A 21,322-nucleotide genomic window follows, 5' to 3' on the forward strand; every position below is an offset into this window, starting at 1 on the left:
CCTTCGGGAATGCAAGACTGTCCGCGTTGCCTTGTCACACCGAGGCGTCGCAAACACGTGCCGCAAACCAAGCAGGAGCCAGAAACGTGAGCATCGACAAGCCCGAGATCGACTTCCCGGGCGGCGAGCCCCCGGCGGACCTCGAGATCAAGGACATCTGGGAGGGCGACGGCCCGGTTGCCAAGGCGGGCGACACCGTCTCCGTCCACTACGTGGGCGTGGCCTTCTCCACCGGCGAGGAGTTCGACGCGTCCTGGAACCGCGGTACGCCGCTCCAGTTCCAGCTGGGCGTCGGCCAGGTCATCGCGGGCTGGGACCAGGGCGTACAGGGCATGAAGGTCGGCGGCCGCCGTCAGCTGACCATCCCCTCGCACCTCGCCTACGGCGAGCGGGGCGCCGGTGGCGGCCGTATCGCGCCCGGCGAGGCACTGATCTTCGTCTGCGACCTGGTCGCCGTCTGAGCCCTCGCGGAGGACCGGCCGGGGCCAGACCCGAGGCCCGGTCGCCACGAGAGCCCGAACACGACCCGAGCACGACCCGAGCACGGTCCGATCACCACGAGGGCCGGACGACGGCCCGGTGATCACGGAGTTCTGATCATGGTCCGATCTTCGTACGCCGTGTGATCGTGGTCCGACCGGACCTGATCACTTGGGGCCCATGCCAGTCCGGGCATGGGCCCTCGGCTTTTGCCACGACACCCCGGGGCGGTACGGTCATCGGTCGGAAGCACCATAGGGAAGGGCATCGATGGCCATTGCCAAGGCAGAGCGGCTGATGAATCTGGCGCTGTGTCTGCTCGGGACCCGGCGGCCGCTCAGCAAGCGCGAGCTCCGCGAGTCCATCGAGGCCTATCTGGAAGCGAGTTCTGACGACTCCTTCAACCGGATGTTCGAGCGCGACAAGGACGATCTGCGCGAACTCGGCCTGGTCATCGAGACGGTGGAGAACCTCGACGGCGAAGTCGGCTATCTGGCCCGCCGCGACAGCAACCGGCTGCCTCCCATCACCCTCGACGCCGAGGAGGCCGCGGCCCTCGGCCTCGCCGCCAAGGTCTGGCAGCAGGCCCGCCTCGCGGGCGCGGCGAGCGGCGCCCTGCAGAAACTGCGCGCCGCGGGCCTCCCCGAGGACGTAGATCCGTACGAGGCCCATGGCGCCCTCGAACCCCGCATCCCCGTGCACGAGGCCGCCTTCGAGCCCCTGATGCTCGCCTGCCGCGACCGGCGGCCCGTCGCCTTCGACTACCGCAAGGCCACCGCCGCCCGCCCCGAGCCCCGTCTCGTCGAGCCGTGGGCCCTGGAGTGCTGGCGCGGCCACTGGTACCTGGCCGGCTGGGACCGCGACCGGGGCGCCGAGCGGGTCTTCCGGCTGTCCCGGATCACCGGCAAGGTCCGTACGCGCGGCGGAAAGTACACGGCCCAGGTGCCCGACGTCGTCACCGTGCGTGAGACCGTCGCGAGCTGGGCGGGGGACATCGCCGACCGCTCCGCGCTGATCCGGCTGCGGACGGGCTCGGGCTACCCCCTGCGGGCGAAGGCCGCCTCCGTACGGGAACTCGGTGACGGGTGGGACGAGTTGGAGATTCCGTACGGGCACGGCCTGGACGCCTGGCTCGTCGAGTTCGGGCCCGACGTGGTCGTCCTGGAACCGGCCGAGCTGCGGGCCGACGTCGTCGACCGGCTGCGCGCCGTGGCCAAGGGCTGAGGGGGAACGTAGGAAAGTGGCAGGAAAACCGGCCAAGCCCACGAACGCGCTCGACCAGACCCGGCGGATGCTCTCGCTGGTGACGTATCTGCGTGAGCGCCCCGGCGCCCGGGTCGAGGATGTCGCGCGGGCCTTCGGGATCACCGAGGACGAGCTGATCTCCGACCTCGACGTGCTGCCGCTGTGCGGGACCAGTTTCCGCGGGGGCGATCTGCTCGACATCGACACCGACGGCGACCGGATCTGGTGGCACAACCCCGACGACGTCGCCGAGCCGCTGCGGATCGCCGCCGACGAGGCCACCGCGCTGCTGGTGGCCGCACGGGCCGTGTCGACCCTGCCCGGACTGCGCGAGGGCGACCGGCAGGCGCTGCTGCGGGCCACCGCGAAGGTGGAGGCCGCCTCGGGCGAGGCGGCGGGGGCCAGCGCCCGGCTGTCGGTCACCTTCGAGTCCGAGGGCGGGGTCTTCGCCGACGTCGACCGGGCGATCTCCGAGCGGCGCAGGCTGTGGATCCGCTACTACTCGCCCTCGCGGGACGAGCTCACCGAGCGGGAGATCGACCCGATCCGCCTGGTCAGCGTCGGGCACACGTACGTGGAGGCGTGGTGCCGCCGCTCCGAGGCACGGCGCACCTTCCGGCTCGACCGGGTCGCCGAGATCAAGATCCTCGACGAGGCCTCCGCGCCGCCCGAGGTCGAGCTGCGGGACCTCTCCGAGGGTCTCGTGCAGCCGGCCGCGGAGGATCCCGAGGTGGTCGTGGAGGTCGGCCCCGGCGGGCGCTGGGTCGCCGAGTACTACCCGCACGACAGCGCCGAGGAGCTCCCCGACGGCGGCCTGCGCATCACCCTGCGCGCCCCCGACCCGGCTTCGCTGCGCCGTCTCGCGCTGCGGCTCGGCCGGGAGGGCCGGATCGTGTCGCCGGCGGAGGTCGCCGACAGCGCGCGGCAGGCGGCCCGTGAGGCACTCGCGGCGTACGACGGACCGCTGGGCGCCGGTGACACCGAGGGCCGGCCGCAGGACGTTCCCGGTGCGCCTCGCGACGGTGGCCCTGGTGCCCCTCGCGACGGTGCTCCGCTCGACGGCGGCGGGGGAGCGCAGCGCCCGGACGACGGGCCGCACGGAGTTCATGACGGGCTGTACGGCAGGCAGGAGCAAGGGCTTTGAGCGGGTCGGCGATGTCTGGTATCAGTGAAATGTCCGTTGCGTCCGCGTTCTCGGGGATGACAAGGGTGGATCCCGTGGTGTTCAAGGCCGCGTGCCCCGACTGCCGGGGCGGCTTCGAACTCTCCGCGAACGCCCTGCGCCTGGTCATCGGCGCCACACATCGGACCACTTTCTACTCCTTCACCTGCCCGGAGTGCGGCGCCGCCGTACGCAAGCCGGCCGGGGAGCGCATCGTCGAACTCCTCACCGGCGGAGGGGTCCGGGCCCTGCGGCTCCATGCGACGGTTCAGGGGGCTTAGGGTCGAGCCATGTTCTGGCCGATGTTCGCGATCGCTGTGGGTTTCCTGGGAATCTCCGTCCTCGGCGTGCTCGCCGTCCGTGTCTTCCTTGAGGCGGAGCGTCTGGGCAGGCAGGTCGCCGAGTCCGCACGCAGGATCAGTCGCGCGGCCGAGGACCTGGAGCACGCGTCCGCAGGTGCGGCCCGCGCCGCGGACGCCCTCTGAGCCTTGCTGTGCGTGCGCTTTGAGTCACTCCGACCTGTCAGCTTCGCGGGATCGGCAGGTACGCTGCTGGTCGCGGCCCGGAGAGCGAGGCGCGGACCGCGAACTGGGAGTACGCACAGGGATTGCCCCCCGTTTACCCCTGAGCGTTACGATCGCTGCCAGCACGACTGTCGGACAGACGTCCGACCGGTCGGGCAGCAACCCAACCACGCCGCCTCGGTGAGAAGGTAAAAGCTTATGTTCGGAAGGCTCGGCGCTCCCGAGATCATTCTCATCCTCGTCGTCATCATCCTGCTGTTCGGCGCGAAGAAGCTTCCGGACATGGCCCGCTCGCTGGGCAAGTCCGCCCGCATCCTCAAGAGCGAGGCCAAGGCGATGAAGACCGAGGGCAAGGACGACAGCGCCGCCCCGGCAGCCCCGCCGCACGACGACCAGTCCCAGGTCCAGCGCACCATCCAGGCCGCACCCGGCGACGTGACCAGTTCGCGCCCGGTGACCGAGCCGACGGACACGACCAAGCGCTGACGCAGGGCCGGTGACCGCCGGCCCCCTGCACGAGATGGGAACGTGGGTTGCTCAAGTCTGCCCGCAAGACCGAGGAGAAGGATCCGGAGGGGCGGATGCCCCTCGCGGAGCACCTTCGTGAGCTCCGCAACCGGCTCGCGAAGGCGATGCTGGCCATCGTCGTCGTCACGATCGTCGCCGCCTTCTTCTACAACGACATCATCAACTTCTTCACCGAACCGATCCTCGACTCGGTCGGTTGTGCGAAGTCCTTCCAGGAGTTGGCGAGTCAGCCCAAGGACACCACCTGCGCGCAGATCACGATCAACGGTCTGCTCACGCCGTTCACCCTGGCGCTGAAGGTGTCCCTGATGGCGGGCGTCGTCTTCGCCTCGCCGATCTGGCTCTACCAGCTCTGGGCGTTCGTCGCGCCCGGCCTGCACAAGAGCGAGAAGAAGTACGCCTACGCCTTCGTCGCGACGGGCGTTCCGCTCTTCCTCGGCGGCGGGTTCTTCGCGTACAAGGTGCTGCCCACCACCGCGAAGGTGCTGATCGAGTTCACGCCGTTCGGTGTGGACAACCTGCTGCCCCTGGACGACCTGCTCGATCTCGTCACGCGCATGGTGATCGTCTTCGGCCTCTCCTTCGAACTGCCCCTGCTCCTGGTGATGCTCAACATGACCGGGATCATCTCCGGCAGGCGCATGGCCGGCTGGTGGCGCGGCATGATCATGGGCATCACGGTCTTCGCCGCAGTCGCCACGCCCAGCACCGACCCGCTGACGATGATGGCGCTCGCCGGGCCGATCTGGATCCTCTACTTCGCGGCCACCGGCTTCTCGCTGCTGAACGACCGCCGCAGGGTCCGTCGCGAGGCCGAGGGACCGGACGACGACGAGGCCTCCGAACTCGATCTCACGCCCGAGGACATCGGCGAGATCGAGTCCGTGTCGGCGAGCCGCGCGCTCCCTGCGCAGGCGGACTCCGAGCACGACCGGATCAACGGCTACGACGACGTGACCTGACGCCGCCGGACGACCTTACTGGACGACGTTGTAGGGTCCGTGGCCGTGACCAGCGAGATCACCCTCTTCGTCAATCCCACCGCGGGACGCGGCCGGGGCGCCCGAGCGGCGCAGCCGGCCGCTTCCGCGTTGCGGGCGGCAGGCTTCTCCGTACGCACGGTCCTCGGGGAGAACGCCGAGGACGCCCTCACGCGCGCGCGTGCCGCCGTCGAGGCAGGCACGGGCGCCCTGGTGGCCGTCGGCGGTGACGGCATGGCGAACCTCGCACTCCAGGCCGTCGCCGGGACCCGTACACCGCTGGGCCTGGTCGCCGTCGGCACCGGGAACGACTTCGCGCGGGCCCTCGGACTGCCGGTGCGCGACCCCGCCGCCGCAGGACGGGTGGTCGCCGAGGCACTCAAGGGGGCACAGCTGCGCGACATCGACCTGGGGCGCGTCGGCGGCACCTGGTTCGGCACCGTCCTTGCCTCCGGCTTCGACTCGCGGGTCAACGACCGCGGCAACCGCATGAGATGGCCCACCGGCCGCTTCAAGTACGACCTCGCGATGCTCGCCGAACTCGCCGCCTTCAAGCCCTTCCCGTTCCGGATCACCCTGGACGACGGCGGGGTCCACGAGATCGAGGCGACGCTGGTGGCCGTCGGCAACGGGTCCTCGTACGGGGGCGGGATGAAGATCTGCGCGGGCGCCGATCTCACGGACGGGCTCTTCGACGTCACGGTGGTCGGGGACTGCAGCCGCAGGTCGCTGCTCCGGGTCTTTCCGCAGGTCTACAAGGGGACGCATCTCGGCCATCCCAAGATCACCGTGCACCGGGCCGCGAAGATCGAACTGGCTGCCGAAGGGATCACCGGATACGCCGACGGGGAGCCGCTCGGACCGCTGCCGCTGACCGCGGAGTGCGTACGCGGCGCGGTGCGGGTCGCGGGCCCCTGAGCAGCGGAACGCCGCCCTGGGGGACTTCCCGAGCAGGTCGGACGCCGGATCCACAGGCTCCGATCGGATAATGATCGTCCTGTTGTCAGTGGTGGCCGGTAGTCTCGAATGCACGATGACAGAGGATCTCTCACCGGCCGAGCGGTACGCGGCAGCCCGTAAGCGTGCTGTCGAGCAGGCCACCGCGCTCGCGGGCTTCCGCGAGATGTACGACTTCGGCCTCGACCCCTTCCAGATCGAGGCCTGTCAGGCCCTCGAAGCGGGCAAGGGTGTTCTCGTGGCCGCGCCCACCGGCTCGGGCAAGACGATCGTCGGCGAGTTCGCCGTCCATCTCGCCCTCCAGCAGGGCAAGAAATGCTTCTACACCACGCCCATCAAGGCACTGTCGAACCAGAAGTACGCCGACCTGTGCCGTCGTTACGGCGCGGACAAGGTCGGCCTGCTCACCGGCGACAACAGCGTCAACTCCGAGGCACCGGTGGTCGTGATGACCACCGAGGTCCTCCGGAACATGCTGTACGCGGGCTCGCAGACGCTCCTCGGCCTCGGTTACGTGGTCATGGACGAGGTGCACTACCTCTCGGACCGCTTCCGCGGCGCCGTCTGGGAGGAAGTGATCATCCACCTCCCCGAATCGGTGACCCTGGTGTCACTGTCGGCCACGGTGTCGAACGCGGAGGAGTTCGGCGACTGGCTCGACACCGTGCGCGGCGACACCGAGGTGATCGTCTCCGAGCACCGGCCCGTGCCGCTCTTCCAGCACGTGCTCGCCGGGCGCCGGATGTACGACCTCTTCGAGGAGGGCGAGGGGCACAAGAAGGCCGTCAACCCCGACCTCACACGCCTGGCGCGCATGGAGGCCAGCCGTCCGTCGTACCAGGACCGCAAGCGGGGCCGCGCCATGCGCGAGGCCGACCGGGAGCGCGAGCGGCGGCAGCGGTCCCGGGTGTGGACGCCGGGGCGGCCCGAGGTCATCGAGCGGCTCGACTCCGAAGGTCTGCTGCCCGCCATCACGTTCATCTTCAGCCGCGCCGCCTGCGAGGCCGCCGTCCAGCAGTGCATGTACGCGGGGCTGCGGCTGAACGACGAGGAGGCCCGGGAGAAGGTCCGCGCCCTCGTCGAGGAGCGCACGGCCTCCATCCCGAACGAGGACCTCCACGTCCTCGGCTACTACGAGTGGCTGGAAGGCCTGGAGCGCGGCATCGCGGCCCACCACGCGGGCATGCTGCCGACGTTCAAGGAGGTCGTCGAGGAACTCTTCGTGCGCGGCCTGGTGAAGGCCGTGTTCGCCACCGAGACCCTCGCGCTCGGCATCAACATGCCCGCCCGCTCGGTGGTGTTGGAGAAGCTCGTCAAGTGGAACGGCGAGCAGCACGCCGACATCACCCCCGGCGAGTACACCCAGCTCACCGGCCGGGCCGGCCGCCGAGGCATCGATGTCGAGGGCCACGCCGTCGTGTTGTGGCAGCGCGGTATCAACCCCGACCACCTCGCGGGACTCGCCGGCACGCGCACGTACCCGCTGCGCTCCAGCTTCAAGCCGTCGTACAACATGGCGGTGAACCTCGTCGAGCAGTTCGGGCGGCACCGCTCCCGCGAACTGCTGGAGACGTCCTTCGCACAGTTCCAGGCCGACAAGTCGGTCGTCGGGATCTCCCGCCAGGTGCAGCGCAACGAAGAGGGGCTTGAGGGCTACAAGGAGTCCATGACCTGCCACCTCGGGGACTTCGAGGAGTACGCGCGGCTGCGCCGCGACCTCAAGGACCGCGAGACCGAGCTGGCCAAGCAGGGCGCGTCGCAGCGGCGCGCCGAGGCGGCCGTCTCCCTGGAGAAGCTCAAGCCGGGTGACGTCATCCACGTCCCGACCGGCAAGTTCGCGGGACTGGCACTCGTCCTCGACCCGGGGCTGCCCGCCGGGCGGTCCAACGGACACCGGGGCTTCGAGCACCACGACGGGCCGCGCCCCCTCGTCCTCACCGCCGAGCGGCAGGTCAAGCGGCTCAACACAACCGACTTCCCGGTGCCCGTCGAGGCGCTGGAGCGGATGCGCATCCCGAAGTCGTTCAACGCGCGCTCGCCGCAGTCGCGCCGCGACCTCGCCTCGGCGCTGCGCACCAAGGCCGGACACATCGTGCCCGAGCGGCACCGCAAGCGCCGCGCCGAGGCCGCCGACGACCGCGAGATCGCCCAGCTGCGCACGGCGATCCGGGCCCATCCCTGCCACGGCTGCACCGACCGCGAGGACCACGCCCGCTGGGCCGAGCGCTACCACCGGCTGCGGCGCGACACCGCCCAGCTGGAGAACCGCATCGAGGGCCGGACGAACACCATCGCCCGCACCTTCGACCGCATCGTCGCGCTCCTGACCGAGCTGGACTATCTGCGCGGCGACGAGGTCACCGAGCACGGCAAGCGACTCGCCCGGCTGTACGGCGAGATGGACCTGCTCTCCAGCGAGTGCCTGCGCGAAGGCGTCTGGGAGGGCCTCGGCCCTGCCGAACTGGCCGCGTGCGTCTCGGCGTTGGTGTACGAGTCCAGGGTCGGCGACGACGCGATGGCGCCGAAGCTGCCATCGGGCAGGGCGAAGGCCGCGCTCGGCGAGATGGTCCGCATCTGGGGCCGGCTCGACGCCCTGGAGGAGGACTTCCGCATCACGCAGACCGAGGGCGTCGGCCAGCGCGAGCCCGACCTGGGCTTCGCCTGGGCCGCCTACGAGTGGGCGTCCGGCAAGGGCCTCGACGAGGTGCTGCGCGAGGCGGAGATGCCCGCCGGTGACTTCGTCCGCTGGTGCAAGCAGGTCATCGACGTGCTGGGACAGATCTCCGCGGCGGCGCCGGTCTCGTCCGGGGCGAGCTCGACGGTGGCGAAGAACGCACGCAAGGCGGTTGATCAGTTGCTGCGGGGAGTAGTGGCCTACTCGTCGGTGGGGTGAGCCGGGTGGGGGACCCGTCCGCGGGGTTCGTCGGTGGCGGGGTCAGGCGGTGGGGCCGGCCGACGGGGTCAGTTTGGTGGGGCGGGCCTTGGCTGCGGGTTGGATCGGGGTGGCCCCGGGGCGGTTGACGGCGTTGAGGGGTGGGTTTCGGGGTCGGTCTCCGTTTCGGGGAGGGCGCCGGGGGTGTCGGTCCGCCCCGGAGCGGAGCGGAGTGGAGCGGCGCTTGGCGGGGTGACTGCGGGGTCTCAGCGGTGCCTGGGTGGGGTTTTTGGCGGTGCCTCGGTCGGGAGGAAGGCCCCACAGGGCGGGTGAGGCGGCGGGGAGAGCCTTGTGGGTGCCTCTGCAGGTGTGTCGGGCCTGGCCCGGCCATCCGGCCTGGGTAGGGAGGTGCCCTGGGGCGGCGGGCCGGGTGGCTCGGATGGAGCGCAGGGATCCGCCAGGCCCGCGCAACGGCATCGGGTTCTGTGGGAGTGGGCCGGCCTCGGGTTCTGCCGGAGTGGCCCGGCGCCGGGTTCTGCCGGAGTGGACCGGCGCCGGGTCCTGTCGGAGGGGCGGGGCGCCGGGATCTGTCGGCGTGGCCCGGCGCAGGGGCCTCCCGTGCTTCTCCCGCAGGGCTCCAGTGGATCTCCCGGAGGGCTACCCGGTGTCGGTGCAGGCTTGGCTCAGGAACGGCTGAGGAGTTGCCATGCGCTTCCGAGTACTGGGTCCTGTCTGCCTCGAACCCCGCACACCGTCCGCGCCCAAACAGAGGGTGGTGCTCGCGACCCTGCTGGTGCGTGCCGGAGCCGTCGTGCCCGCCGGCGCCCTCTTCGACGAACTGTGGCCGGAGGGGCCGCCCCGCACAGCCGCGACGACGCTGCAGGTGTACGTGTCCCATCTGCGCAAGGCCCTCACCCAAGGGGGCCACGGCCGGGGCCCGTTGGAGACCCGGCCGCCCGGATATCTGCTGCGGGTCGAGCCCGGCGAACTGGATCTACGACGGTTCGAGGAGTTGTTCTCGCGCGGCCGAGCCGCCTTCGGGGACTGCGACTTCGCGGCTGCCTCAGGAGTGTTGGGGGACGCCCTCGCGCTGTGGAGCGGGCCCGCGCTGTCCGGCGTCCCGCAGGGTGAGGTGCTGACGGCGGCGGCCGTACGCCTCGACGAACTGCGGCTCGAAGCACTGGAGTTGCGGATCGAGGCGGACCTGCGGCTGGGCCGCCACCACGAGGTGACAGGCGAGCTGATGGAGCTGGCCCGCGCCCATCCGCTGCGCGAGCAGCTGCACTGCCAGCTGATGGAGGCGCTGCGCCGGGCGGGCCGGACCACGGACGCGCTGCGCGCCTACCGTGCCGTACACCGGTCGCTGCACGACGAGTTGGGCGTCACGCCCGGGCCCGCCCTGGTGCGGCTGCACGCGCGGGTGCTCAGCGCGCACGCGTCCGAGCCGGTCACGGCCGCCCCTGTCGCCGCCCCTGTCGGCCGGCCCCGCGCAGGTTCCAGGCGAGCCAGCGGCGGACCGCTCCCGGATGTCCGGGCGAGCCGTGCACATCGTCGAGCACTTTGACGCGTACGTCGGGCACGGCGGTGCGCAGGAGGTGCGCGTCGCGGGGCGGGATGATCTCGTCCCGGGCGCTCGTCACGCAACGGACCGCCGCGCCGACCGAACGCAGTTGGCCCTCGGTGAGGGCGAACTCCTGCAGCCTTGAACGGAGTTCTGGCTCGTCCTGGGCCACGGTCAGTCGGTGCAGAGTGTCCTTGGTGATGCGTGGGACCCGCTCCCACCACGTCGCGTCGGTGAAGAAGGCGGCGACCGGAGGGCCGACCGTCAGGATCCGGCGGACGCGCGGATCCTCGGCTGCTGCCCGCAGCGCCATGTGCCCGCCGAAGCTGAGGAAGAGGAGCGTGGCGGCCTCGGTGCGGGCCCTGGGCGACAGATGGTCCAGGAGCCAGGGGATCAGCCGCCAGGAGTCGGCCGTGTAGCGCTGGGTGTTCTCGCCCACGCCGGGGAGTTCGGCGACCACGGCCGCGTAGCCGAGTTTGGTGAGCCGGGGCAGCAGGGGTGCCCACTGCTCCTTGACGCTGACGATGCCGCCCATCATGAGGAGAAGGGGGCGGTGGGAGCGGCGGTGCGTGTCCAGGCCCGCCGCCCATGCGTGCAATGTGCCTTCCGGGTGCGGGAGTTCGAGGCGCTCGATGCCTCCGTGCGTCCGCCGCCAGGTGTCGAAGGTGGCGACGGCCGTCTGCTGTGCGTGGCGTCGGGGATCGTCGTACGGATAGGGGAAGCGGGCCATGGTGTAGTGCCGACAGGCCGCCAACAGGCGTCCACGGTCGGCCAGTTCGTCGCCGCGCAGCCGCCAGACGCGGGTCCAGGAGTCGGCCGCGTCGGGGGCGTCGGTGCCGATGCGGGCGAGGATGCGGGCCGTTCCGCGGGCGCCCATGCCCTGACTGCGGGCGTGGAGGCGGGCGAATTCCTTCAGCTCGCCGAGGCGGTCGAGAGGGGGCCGGCAAACCCCCTGCTGTTCGAGCGGCCGGTCGAGGTGGTTGAGGTGGTCGAAGTGGTCGGCAGGTGTGACGTGGTCCGTGGGGTGGCGGTCGGGCATGCGATGTCCTTCCGGCGAGGGTTCAGAGGTGTTCCAGCGCGAAGCCGGCCTTGATCCACTTGCTCGACTCGACGGCCACGGCCAGGGCCTTCTGACCGCTCGTCATTTCCCGCAGCAGGCGCTCCAGTTGGAGGAAAGGGAGCGCGTTGCCGTTGTTTCCGGTGTCCGCCACGCAGGAGATCTCGCGGGCCTCGGGCACGCCCAGTTGCTCGGTGATCAGCCGGGTCATCCGTCCGGACAGCTGCGGGGGCAGCAGGAAGTCGAGGTCCCCGGCCGCCCAGCCCAGGCTGTCGAGCAGCTCCCAGAGGATCTCGACGGCCATCGTCGGTACGGACTCCTCGATGGCCTTGTAGTCCTCGATGAGCGCCTGACGCGGTTCGTCGCGGTCGGCGAGGCCGAACCAGTCGATGATCTGGCCCGGTTCGCGCCCCAGGCCCGTACAGCGGTTGAGGACCCGGCGAAGCGCCACGGCCTTGTCGCCCGGACGTGAACCGAGGACGGCGGCCCCCGCGCCGTCGCCGAACAGCACGCAGTTCACGAGGTCCCCCGGAGCCGCCTCGGAGAGGTCGCGGCGCAGATCCAGATGCTTGGTGCAGACGTCTCCGCCGATCGCCAGACCGGTCCTGAACTCGCCGCTGCCTATGAGGTACTGGGCGACGGACAGCGCCTGGACCGCTCCCGCGCACCCCGACTGCAGCTGGTAGGTGGGCAGTTGGTCGAGGCCGAGCTGATCGGCCACCTGGTTGACCGTGGCCGGCATCAGATGGTCCGGCGTCGCGGTGCCCAGGACCAGGAACTCCACCTCCGCCGGGTCCGTCCCGGAGTTCTCCAGCGCGTTCGCCGCCGCGTCCGCGCACAGGTCCGCCAGGGTCCACCGGATGTCGCCGCTCGTCAGATCGCGGGCGAAATGCCGGGTGCGGGTGCCGATGAAGACGTCGATCCACTCCTCGTTCACCCCCAGGGCGGCGGCGAGCGCGGTGTTGTCGACGGGCTCGCCGGGCAGCGCCGAACCGGCGGCCATGACGTGGACGGAAGGGGAAGGGCCGGGACTGGTCATGCGGACGTCTCCTGCCGCAGATAGCCGATCAACTCGCCGAGTGAGGTGAGCCGGGGGAGCAGATCCTGGACAGGGAGCGCGCCCACCGCGGGCAGGCGCTCGGTCAGGCGCTCCTTGAGTTCGACCAGGGCGACGGAGTCGAGGCCGAGGTCGTCGTGGAAACGGGCGCCGGCGGAGAGGGCGGTGGGGTCGTAGCCGCCGAGTGCGGCGACGGTTTCGTACACCGCGATGGCTACGGGGTCCTGGGGTGGAGTCGCGGTCGTGGTTGCTGTGGCTGTCGCTGTCGCGGCTTCTGTGGACGGCGCGTCCGCCTCCGGTGCCTGCGGCTCCTCCCTTACGGTGACGGGGGCGCCCGGTGCCGCCGTACGCGTCGGACCTCCCGTGTGCCAGAAGCGGCTGTCCGTGGCGAAGGCGTACGGGGTCAGGCGGGCCGGGGCGCGGTCCTGGCCGGGGTGGGCCGCCGGCCAGTCGATGTCGATGCCTGCCCGGTAGAGCGCGGCCACGGTTTCGGCGAGGGCACGGCCGCCCGACTCGGGAGCCGGGAGCGGGTGCAGGGCGACCGGGTCGGCGGACCTGTCGTCGAGCCGGCGGGTGAGGGCGGTGAGGACCGGTCGGGGGCCGAGTTCCAGGAGGTGCGTCGGCCGTTCGTCCAGGAGCTGGGCCGCGGCGTCGGCGAACAGCACCGGGGCCTCGATGTGTTCGGTCCAGTACGAGGCGTCCAGTTGCTCGGACTCCAGGCGCTTGCCGCGCAGCGTCGAGTAGAACGGCAACCGGGGTGTCCCGCCCGTGACTTGCTCGGCCACCCGGCGGAACGCTTCGAGCGCCGGGCGCATCAGTGGGGAGTGGAAGGCGTGCGAGACATCGAGGCGGCGGAGTCGTACGCCCTCCAGCTCACGTGACTCCGCGATGCGGTCCAGCGCTGACAGGTTGCCCGAAATCACGGTGGAGCGCGGTCCGTTGAGGGCGGCGAAGCCGACCAGTGGCTCGCGCTCGACCAGGTCACGCAGTCGGTCCGCCGAGGCGTGGACAGCCAGCATGCCTCCGCCGTCGGGGAGTTGCTCCATCAGGGCGCCCCGTACGGCGACCAGTCGTGCCGCGTCTTCGAGAGGCAGCGCACCGGCGTGAACGGCGGCCGCGAACTCGCCCACGCTGTGGCCGAGCAGCAGGTCGGGGCGTACGCCGACTTCGGCGAGCGTGGCGCCGAGCGCGTGCCCGACCGCGAACAGGGCGGGCTGGGCCCAGCCGGTCCTGTGCACCGCCGGGTCACCGGTGAGGAGCAGGTCGCGGATGGAGCGGCCGGTGTGCGGGAGGAGCGCGGCGTCGACACCGTCGAGGTGCCGTCGGAACAGGGCGGACTCGCGGTAGAGGCGGGCTCCCATGCCCGGGTATTGCGCGCCTTGGCCGGTGAACAGCCAGGCGGTGAGGGGTGATTCGTTGGTGGGGTTGCTGAGGGTGGTGGTGGGGCTGGTGGGGCTCGCTGACCTAGTCGGATCGGTCGGGGCGGTCGGGGCGACCGGGGCGGCCGAGGTGGCAGGGCGGGCCGAGCTGTTCAAGCCTGTCGGGCCCAGGCCCCTGGCCGCCTCCCGGAGTCGTACCGCCAGTTCGGTGCTGTCCCCGGCCACCACCGCGCCACGTCGGCCGTGCCCTGTCTTCACCCGCTGCGACGCCCGGCACAGCGGGCCGATCGGAGTGCGTCGCCGACCGATGGCGTCGGCCTGCGCCAGCAGATTGCGGCGGAGGGCCCGCTCGGTGGGCGCGCTGAGGACGAACACCTCGGCGCCGAGGCCGCTGCCCGACGGCTCGGGCAGGCTGGTGACGGGGCCCGGACGAGCGGTTCCCGATGGGTTTGACAGGCCGCTGCCCGACGACTCCGGCAGGCTGACGCCGGAGTGGTCCGACGGGGTGGCCGCGCGCCTTGTTCCCGCTGCCGCCCGGCTCGGCGTCGGTGCCGACTCCAGTACCGCGTGTGCGTTCGTACCGCCCATGCCGAAGCTGCTCAGACCCGCCAGCACCGGCTCTCCGGATGGCAACCGCAGGGGAGCCTTCAGGAGCCGCAAGCCCTGCTCGGCGAGGCGTAGTCGAGGGTTCTCGCGGGCCGCGTGCCGGCTCACCGGAACCGTGCGGTGGTGGAGGGACAGGCACGCCTTGATGAGGCCCGCGATGCCGGCGGCGCCCTCCGTGTGCCCGAGGTTGCCCTTGACCGAGCCGAGGGAGAGTGGGCGCGAGCGGGGCCGGTCGGCGTGCAGGTGGCCCAGCGCCCTGGTCTCGATCATGTCGCCGAGGACCGTACCCGTGCCGTGGGCCTCCAGGAACGACACCTCGTGCGGGTCGGCACCCGCCCGGCGGCAGGCTTTGGCCACGACCTCCTGCTGGGACCAGCGGGAGGGCGCGGTGATGCCGTTGCTCCGGCCGTCCTGGTTCACGGCGGTGCCACGGATCACCGCGTACACCGGATCGCCGTCGGCGAGGGCGTCCGCGAGGCGGCGCAGCACCACCGCGCCCACGCCCTCGCCGCGCCCGATCCCGTCCGCGCCCGCGCTGAACGGCTTGCAGCGCCCGTCCGGCGCGGCGAGGCCCGCCTTCTCGTAGAAGAGGCCCAGCGCCGGAGTCAGGGCGAGGTTCACGCCGCCCGCGATCGCCCGGTCGCACTCCTCGGTCAGCAGCGCGTTCACCGCGAGATGCACCGCCACCAGCGAGGACGAGCACGCCGTGTCGACGGCCATGCAGGGTCCGCGCAGGTCCAGGTGGTACGAGATCCGGTTCGCGATCATGCAGTGGCCGTTGCCCGAGCCGATCTGCGGGGTAATGCGCGGCAGGTCCGTGAGCGTGAGCTGTGCCCACTCGCTGCCCATGACCCCGACGAAGACCCCGGTCGGCGATCCGGCGAGCCGCCCGGGCGCCACCCCCGAGTCCTCGAAGGCCCGCCACGCGCACTGGAGCATCAGCCGCTGCTGCGGATCCATGGCGGCGGCGTCGCGGGGCGGGATCCTGAAGAACTCGTGGTCGAAGGCGTCCGCGTCCGCGAGGAACCCGCCCTCCGTCGGGCCGCCCGTGAGCGACGGGTCCCAGCGGGGCGACGGTACGGGTCCCGTACCGTCGCCCGAGCGCATCAGTAACTCCCAGAAGGCGCCGGGGTCTTGGGCGCCCGGGAACCGGCAGTCGACGCCGGTGACGGCCACCGCGTTCACCCTTGGCCCTCCAACTCGGTCAGCAGGTGTCCGGCCAGCGCCCGTACGGTCGGGTAGTCCCAGGCAGCCGTCGGGTCGATGGTCACCTCGTAGTGGTCCTCGACGTCGCCGCACAGGCTCAGCGCGGCCACGGAATCGAGGCCGTATTCGGCGAGCGGGGTCGTCGGGTCGATCTCGGTGGGGGGCCGTCGAAGGTACTCGGCCACGCGGGTGGTGATCCAGGTGGTCAGCGTCTGTTCGGTGTGCGCCGTCGGTACGGGCATGACCGGTGGTCCTTTTCTTTGTGGTGGGGGGTTCGGTGATGTGCTTCGGCTGCGGGTGCGTTGTGGCTGGTCGCGCCCACGCGGCGGAGCCGCATATCGATACAGCCCCGCGCCCCTAAAAGGGGCCGTTGTACAGGTCGAAGGTGCGCAACTCCTCGTAGCGGGAGAGGAGTTCGTGCCGTAGGGGTCTCGCCCACCTGTCCGGCACCGGGCCCGTGCACAGGCCCAGTCGGCACGCCGTGCGGTGCAGGGCCGCGCCCAGCCACGGGGGTTCGGACAGGAAGCCGGAACGTGCGGACCGTGCCACGCCTGTGGCGGCTGCCGCGCCGAGCAGTTCCGCGTATCGCGCGGCCAGGGCGAAGGCCTCCGGGGAGGCGAGTGGCGTGCGGTCGGCCGGGGGCAGGGTGCGGGCCCGGTCGCGTACGGCCGACAGGTCGGCGGCGAGATCGGTCAGGAGGGGACGTACGGAGGCGGGGGCGCCCTCCGGTGTCAGGGCCGCGGTCAGTGGATCGCCCGTCGCGGAGAGGGCGAGGCGGTTGAAAGGGATGCCCGGTGTCGGCACTGTGGTGTCGGATGGGGTGAACAGGGCGTCCAGGGGCTCCAGTTGAGGTGCCGTCGCCAGCCTTCGTAGTTGGGGGATCAGGGTGGCCAGGCATGCCGTGGGGCCGGCGTGGCCGAGGCTCAGCACCGGGAGGTCCCGCACGTGCTTGCCGAACACGGCGTGTTCGCCCTCGCGCAGGTAGAAGCGGGCCCCCAGCACCACCGACAGGGCTCGTACCGTGCGGCTCAGCAGACGCGGCACGAGGTACTTGACGGCGGCGGCGGTCACGCTCGCCTGTTCGGGGCGCAGCTGGACCGTACGGGCGGCGGCGAGCGACAGGCTGTCGCACAGGAGGAGGTCCGCGAACGCGGCGGTCAACACCCCGGCCGCGTGTGGGAGTTCGAAGACCCGGCGGCGGTAGAGGCGCCGGTCCAGGGTGAAGCGGAGTACCGAGCGCAGGCAGGTGTCCACCGTGCCGATCGCCATCCCCGGCAGGGCGCTGCGCGTCACCTGGAAGGAGCGCAGTGCCACCTCGCCGCCCCGGCCCTCCGCGCCGACGACGGCGGAGGCGGGCAACGGGCAGCCGTGGAAGGCCAGTCCGGTGAGCCGGCAGCCACGGACGCCCGCGGTGCGGTAGCGGGCGAGCCGCTGCACACGGTCGGCGGGCACGTCGCCCGGACCTGCGAGCAGCACCGAGTGGCTGCGGCTGCCCGGGCCGCCACCGGTACGCGCGAACAGCACCCACGCACCGGCCCGGTCGGCGTTGTTGATGACCTGCTTCACGCCCTCCAGCAGATAGCCGCCGGCCGCCGGGCGGGCCGTGAACTCGTTGCGCAGGAAGTCATTGCCGTGGGCCAGCTCGTGGTACGCGACCGAGGCCCGGCCGCCGTCCAACAGGAGGTCGGCCAGGTGCCGTTGCTGCTCCGCCGAGCCCGCCGTCCAGACGTTGACGGCCGCCATGAACGACGTGATGCCGTGCCCCAGACCGAGTCCGACGTCCCGCCGGAACACCTCCCGCATCACCCGTACCAGCCCGTCCAGGTGGGTGAGCCGTCCGCCGAGTTCCGCCGGTACGTATTCGGCGGCCAGCCCGAACCGGTCGAGCAGCGCCTCCCCGTCGTTGCTCAGCACGCCCCGCTCGTCCGCGGCGAGGAGCGCGGACGAGCCGAGCGGGTTCGCCTGGTCCCAGAAATCCCCGAAGGACCGGGCGAGTTCGGACGCCCGGTCGGCGGCGGTGAGGGTCGTGTACGGCATCTACGCCACCTCCCGCCGCAGTTGGAGCCGCAGCAGCGAGACCAGCCGCCCGTGCCCGTGCAGTGAGAACGCCTCCTCCAGCAGCACCTCCTGCGCGTCGGACGACGACTGTTCGCCCAGCCGCGCGAGCAGCCGCTCCAGCGCGGCGCGCAGCCACAGCGCGTCCCGCCAGACACCCTCGCCGCCCGGCACCCCGGAGCCCGACTCCACCCACAGCCCCAGGCACGCAGCCCCGGCGAAGCACAGGCAGTACCGGCGCGCCACGGCGAAGGCTTCCTCGGGGACGTCGGTCACCACATCGGCGTAGGCGGCCATCTCCTCGTGCACGCGGTCGGCCATCGCCAGCAGTCGCTCGGCCAGCTCGGCCGCGTCCTTCAACGCGGGCTCCTCGGCGGCCCGTTCACGCAGGACCGCCGTCCAGGCGGGGAGCGCGGCCGGCGGAGAAGCGCCCCGCCTGGCGGCCAGCTCCAGACCCGCCGCGTCGAATTCCGGGAGCGGCGCCGCGAGATCGCAGGCCGTGCGCACGCCGTCCGCGGGTGGCGTCCGGCGCCGCCAGTGACGTACGAGCGAACGGAACTGCAGGATCAGCGAGTTGAGGTTGACGAGGGTGTTTCCGTCGAAGAGGCCCACGATGCGGTGGTCCCGTTCGACCTTCTGGAACATGCCGTACGGGCCCATGCCGGGGCCCGACACCAGGAAGGCGCGGGCGCCCAGCAGTTCCCCGAGAGCTGTCAGGACGTCCTCTGTGCCGGTCGGCAGAAGGTACTTGGTCACGGCCGAGACGACGGAGAGTTCGCCGGTCGTGGTGTGCACCATGCGGGACGCGACCAGGGCGAGTGCCTCATGGGTCACGACGTCCGCCACCGCGCCCGCCAACAAGGCCCGTGCCTGCGGGAGTTCGGCCAGCGGTCGACCGTACAGGCGGCGTTCTCGGGCGAAGTCCAGGGCGATGCGCAGCCCGTGGTCGGCGGCGCCCAGGGACAGTGACGCGCACATCGTGCGGGTCAGCTGGAGGGACTTGAGGACGGTCTCGATGCCGCCGCCCGCCGGACCGATCAGCGCCTCCCGGTCCACATACGCGCCGTCGAGGACGAACCCGGAGATGTCGGCACCACGGATACCGTGCGTCGGCACCTTCGGCAGTGGACGCCAACTCCCGGGCGGCAGCGTCCTCTTGTCGATGAGCAGCACACTGAAGCCGCGTGGGCCGCCCGCGGCGGCGGTGCGAGCCAGGACACAGATGACCGAGCCGCGGGTCGCGTTGTTGATGAGCCACTTCTCGCCGCGCAGGACGAACCCCTCGCCGTCAGCGACGGCTTCGACCTCCCCCGCCAACAGGTCGCTCCCGTGCGCCCGTTCGGTGAGCGCCAGCGACACGGGGACCCCCGCCCGGATGTCGCTCCCGAGCCGTGCCGCCTGCTCCCCGCCGCCCGCGACCCAGACGCACACCCCGCCCAGATACGTCTTCCCGTGCGCGACCGCGACCGTCAGATCGCGCCGCGCCACCGTACGGACCAGATGCAGCGCGTGCTCGTAGTCGCGAAGCCGTCCGCCGTGGCGTACCGGCACGTAGTAGTCGGGCAGGCCCCAGTCGTCCAGGAGCCGGCAGATCCCCGCCGGGAACTCCTCGCGGGTGTCCAGGTCCAGGCAGGCGGCGTACGAGAACGGGGTGCGGGCGTCCGCCGGGTCCCCGAGGGTGTGCTCCAGCTCCTCGGCGAGGCGGTACGGGGAGTGTTCGCCGTTCACGAGGACACCGCCGCGTTCGGCGTGCCATTGGAGGGGGTCGCCGTGTCCGACGTGTCGAGGGCCGCCGTGTCCGTCGCGTCGCTCACGAGGTCCCGTACGGCCGGTTCCAGGACCTCGTACAGCGGGGTCAGCGAACCGTCGAGGAACAGGTCGCGCATGGTGGTGCGGCGGACCTTGCCGCTGGTGGTACGGCGTACGGTGCCGGGCTTGACCAGGACCACGTTCCCCGCGGGCACGGCGAACTCCCGCCCGATCGCGCTCTGCGCGGCCGTCGCCACCGCACGCAGGTCCCCGTCGGGGACCGCGGCGAGCCGCACCTCCTGGACCAGGACGAGATGCTCGCGCTCGGAGCCGCCCCGGCCGCCCGACGCGATGGATTCGGTGGGCTCGGTGGGCTCGGCGGATGTCATGGCTCCGGCGGCGCGGCCGGACCGTACCGCGAACGCTGCCCCCGCTCCCCGAGTGAGCGACGCGGCCGCCGACTGGGCGGCCCGCTCGATGTCGTGCGGATAGAGGTTCCGGCCGGCGAGGACGATGACCTCCTTCAGGCGTCCCGTGACGAAGAGTTCGCCCGCGTCCAGGACTCCCAGGTCGCCCGTACGGAGCCAGCCGTCGGCCCGGAAGCAGTCGGACGTGGCGGTGTCGTTGCCGAAGTAGCCCGCGGTCACGCTCGGTCCGCGCACCCAGATCTCGCCGACCAGGCCGTCCGCGAGAGGCGTACCCGTGCCGGGGGCGACGATCCGCACCTCGCAGTCGCGGGCGCTCCCGCTGCCCGCGAGTGTGCGCCCCTCGCCGACGGCCAGGACGCCCTGTTCGAGGGCGGCCGCGTCGACCGTGCGGACCGTCGGTTCGGTGGCCGGGTCCGCGCCCGTGACCAGGAGCGTGGTCTCGGCGAGGCCGTAGCAGGGTGCGAAGACCTCGCGGCGCAGTCCGGCGGGGGAGAAGCGCTCCACGAAGGCGCGCAGGGTCTCCGCGCGTACCGGTTCGGCGCCGTTGGGCGCGCACCGCCAGCTCGACAGGTCGAGCCGTGCCAACTGCTCGTCCGTGACCCGCCGCAGACACAGGTCGTACGCGAAGTCCGGCGCGCCGGAGCCCTCTACGCGGTAGTCGCCGATCATCTCCAGCCAGCGGCGCGGCCGTTTGAGGAAGGACAGCGGTGACATCTGCACCGACAGGCCGCCCACGTACAGGGAGTGGAGGAGATGACCGATGAGGCCCAGGTCGTGGTAGTGCGGCAGCCAGCCGCCGACCACCATGCCCTCGTGGGTGCCCGCCCAGCGCCCGATCGCCGCTTCGTTGGCGAGCAGGTTGGAGTGCGTGACCATGACGCCCTTGGGCTCGCTCGTGGAGCCCGACGTGTACTGGAGGAACGCCAGGTCGTCGGGGGAGGTGTCCGGCGCCCGCCAAGAGGTGGGGTCGCCGATTTCCTCCCGGTCGGTGGCGAGGCAGCGCACCCGCGGCAGGGCCACCGACTCCAGCCAGGCCTCCAGCAGTGGCACGTACGCGCCCGTGGACAGCACCGCGGACGCGCCCGAGTCCCTCAAGATGCCCGCCACCCGGGCGAGTTGCTGCCCCTGGTCGGTCGGCAGCGGCGCGGGGACCGCCACCGATCCCGCGTACAGACAGCCCACGAAGGCGGCGACGAACGCCGTGCCCGGCGGGTGGAGCAGCAGCACCGGGCGTCCGACGGCCCCGTGCTCGCGCAGCCACGAGGCGATGCCGCGGGCCCGCCGGTCGAGACCGGCGTACGTCAGGTGCTCGGGGACCGACCCCTGCCCGTCGTCCGGCAGGAAGACGAACGCGTCGCGTTCGGCGAGGGCGTCCGTGCGCTCCCGCACGACGTCGGTGAACGTCCGGGGCGTGCCCTGCGCGGGAGTCCGCGGGGTGATGGATGCGGTGGTCATGCCAGGGAGCGTGGGAGAGCG

At 71.8% G+C, this 21,322-nt stretch carries 17 protein-coding genes; 10 read left to right on the forward strand and 7 right to left on the reverse strand.

The window, feature by feature from the left end; translation table 11 throughout:
• The first annotated feature begins 86 nt into the window (after nucleotides 1–86).
• From ACIBEI_RS42210 to ACIBEI_RS42255, 10 genes are all read left to right on the forward strand, one after another.
• Entirely contained in the window at nucleotides 87–461 is a 375-nt protein-coding gene (locus ACIBEI_RS42210) for an FKBP-type peptidyl-prolyl cis-trans isomerase (protein WP_398896171.1), read from the forward strand.
• 289 nt (nucleotides 462–750) lie between these two features.
• Nucleotides 751–1,704, forward strand: a complete 954-nt coding sequence (locus ACIBEI_RS42215; protein ID WP_398896173.1) for a helix-turn-helix transcriptional regulator — start codon at nucleotides 751–753, stop codon at nucleotides 1,702–1,704.
• A gap of 16 nt (nucleotides 1,705–1,720) precedes the next feature.
• On the forward strand, nucleotides 1,721–2,869 hold the full coding sequence (locus ACIBEI_RS42220; RefSeq protein WP_398896176.1) for a helix-turn-helix transcriptional regulator: 1,149 nt from the start codon (nucleotides 1,721–1,723) through the stop codon (nucleotides 2,867–2,869).
• Between the two features lie 29 nt (nucleotides 2,870–2,898).
• Nucleotides 2,899–3,168, forward strand: a complete 270-nt coding sequence (locus tag ACIBEI_RS42225; RefSeq protein WP_323183099.1) for a hypothetical protein — start codon at nucleotides 2,899–2,901, stop codon at nucleotides 3,166–3,168.
• A 9-nt stretch (nucleotides 3,169–3,177) separates the two neighbouring features.
• Entirely contained in the window at nucleotides 3,178–3,372 is a 195-nt protein-coding gene (locus ACIBEI_RS42230) for a hypothetical protein (protein WP_398896178.1), read from the forward strand.
• A 237-nt stretch (nucleotides 3,373–3,609) separates the two neighbouring features.
• Nucleotides 3,610–3,897 (forward strand): Sec-independent protein translocase subunit TatA, encoded by a 288-nt coding sequence (gene tatA / locus ACIBEI_RS42235; protein WP_200399357.1) that lies wholly within the window; start codon nucleotides 3,610–3,612, stop codon nucleotides 3,895–3,897.
• Nucleotides 3,898–3,944: 47 nt separating this feature from the next.
• A complete protein-coding gene (tatC, locus tag ACIBEI_RS42240) occupies nucleotides 3,945–4,901 on the forward strand; it encodes a twin-arginine translocase subunit TatC (protein ID WP_398896180.1) in 957 nt (318 codons plus the stop codon).
• 45 nt (nucleotides 4,902–4,946) lie between these two features.
• Nucleotides 4,947–5,837, forward strand: coding sequence for a diacylglycerol kinase (locus tag ACIBEI_RS42245; protein ID WP_398896182.1), 891 nt, complete (start codon nucleotides 4,947–4,949; stop codon nucleotides 5,835–5,837).
• A gap of 70 nt (nucleotides 5,838–5,907) precedes the next feature.
• Nucleotides 5,908–8,769: a DEAD/DEAH box helicase gene (locus tag ACIBEI_RS42250; RefSeq protein ID WP_398896183.1), complete on the forward strand. Its 2,862-nt coding sequence runs from the start codon at nucleotides 5,908–5,910 to the stop codon at nucleotides 8,767–8,769.
• Between the two features lie 685 nt (nucleotides 8,770–9,454).
• Nucleotides 9,455–10,312: a BTAD domain-containing putative transcriptional regulator gene (locus ACIBEI_RS42255; protein WP_398896184.1), complete on the forward strand. Its 858-nt coding sequence runs from the start codon at nucleotides 9,455–9,457 to the stop codon at nucleotides 10,310–10,312.
• On the opposite strand, the gene ACIBEI_RS42260 is transcribed toward ACIBEI_RS42255, so the two are convergent.
• The 7 genes from ACIBEI_RS42260 to ACIBEI_RS42290 form a co-directional block, all read right to left on the reverse strand.
• Nucleotides 10,197–11,348 (reverse strand): alpha/beta fold hydrolase, encoded by a 1,152-nt coding sequence (locus tag ACIBEI_RS42260; protein ID WP_398896186.1) that lies wholly within the window; start codon nucleotides 11,346–11,348, stop codon nucleotides 10,197–10,199. The two genes, ACIBEI_RS42255 and ACIBEI_RS42260, sit on opposite strands and share 116 nt — an antisense overlap.
• Before the next feature lie 22 nt (nucleotides 11,349–11,370).
• Complete coding sequence (locus ACIBEI_RS42265; RefSeq protein ID WP_398896187.1) at nucleotides 11,371–12,405, reverse strand: 3-oxoacyl-ACP synthase III family protein; 1,035 nt, start codon at nucleotides 12,403–12,405, stop codon at nucleotides 11,371–11,373.
• Nucleotides 12,402–15,593, reverse strand: coding sequence for a type I polyketide synthase (locus ACIBEI_RS42270; RefSeq protein WP_398896188.1), 3,192 nt, complete (start codon nucleotides 15,591–15,593; stop codon nucleotides 12,402–12,404). Before ACIBEI_RS42270 ends, ACIBEI_RS42265 begins: the two co-directional genes overlap by 4 nt.
• A complete protein-coding gene (locus ACIBEI_RS42275; RefSeq protein WP_266741536.1) occupies nucleotides 15,590–15,856 on the reverse strand; it encodes an acyl carrier protein in 267 nt (88 codons plus the stop codon). The genes ACIBEI_RS42270 and ACIBEI_RS42275 overlap by 4 nt, the downstream gene beginning before the upstream one ends.
• Before the next feature lie 115 nt (nucleotides 15,857–15,971).
• A complete protein-coding gene (locus ACIBEI_RS42280; RefSeq protein WP_398896190.1) occupies nucleotides 15,972–17,651 on the reverse strand; it encodes an acyl-CoA dehydrogenase in 1,680 nt (559 codons plus the stop codon).
• Nucleotides 17,652–19,397 (reverse strand): acyl-CoA dehydrogenase family protein, encoded by a 1,746-nt coding sequence (locus ACIBEI_RS42285; protein ID WP_398896192.1) that lies wholly within the window; start codon nucleotides 19,395–19,397, stop codon nucleotides 17,652–17,654.
• Nucleotides 19,394–21,301 carry a fatty acyl-AMP ligase gene (locus ACIBEI_RS42290; protein ID WP_398896194.1) on the reverse strand — a complete coding sequence of 636 codons (1,908 nt, stop codon included), beginning with the start codon at nucleotides 21,299–21,301 and terminating at the stop codon, nucleotides 19,394–19,396. Before ACIBEI_RS42290 ends, ACIBEI_RS42285 begins: the two co-directional genes overlap by 4 nt.
• Nucleotides 21,302–21,322 lie beyond the last annotated feature (21 nt).

Source organism: Streptomyces sp. NPDC050988 (assembly GCF_044456225.1).
GTDB lineage: Bacteria > Actinomycetota > Actinomycetes > Streptomycetales > Streptomycetaceae > Streptomyces.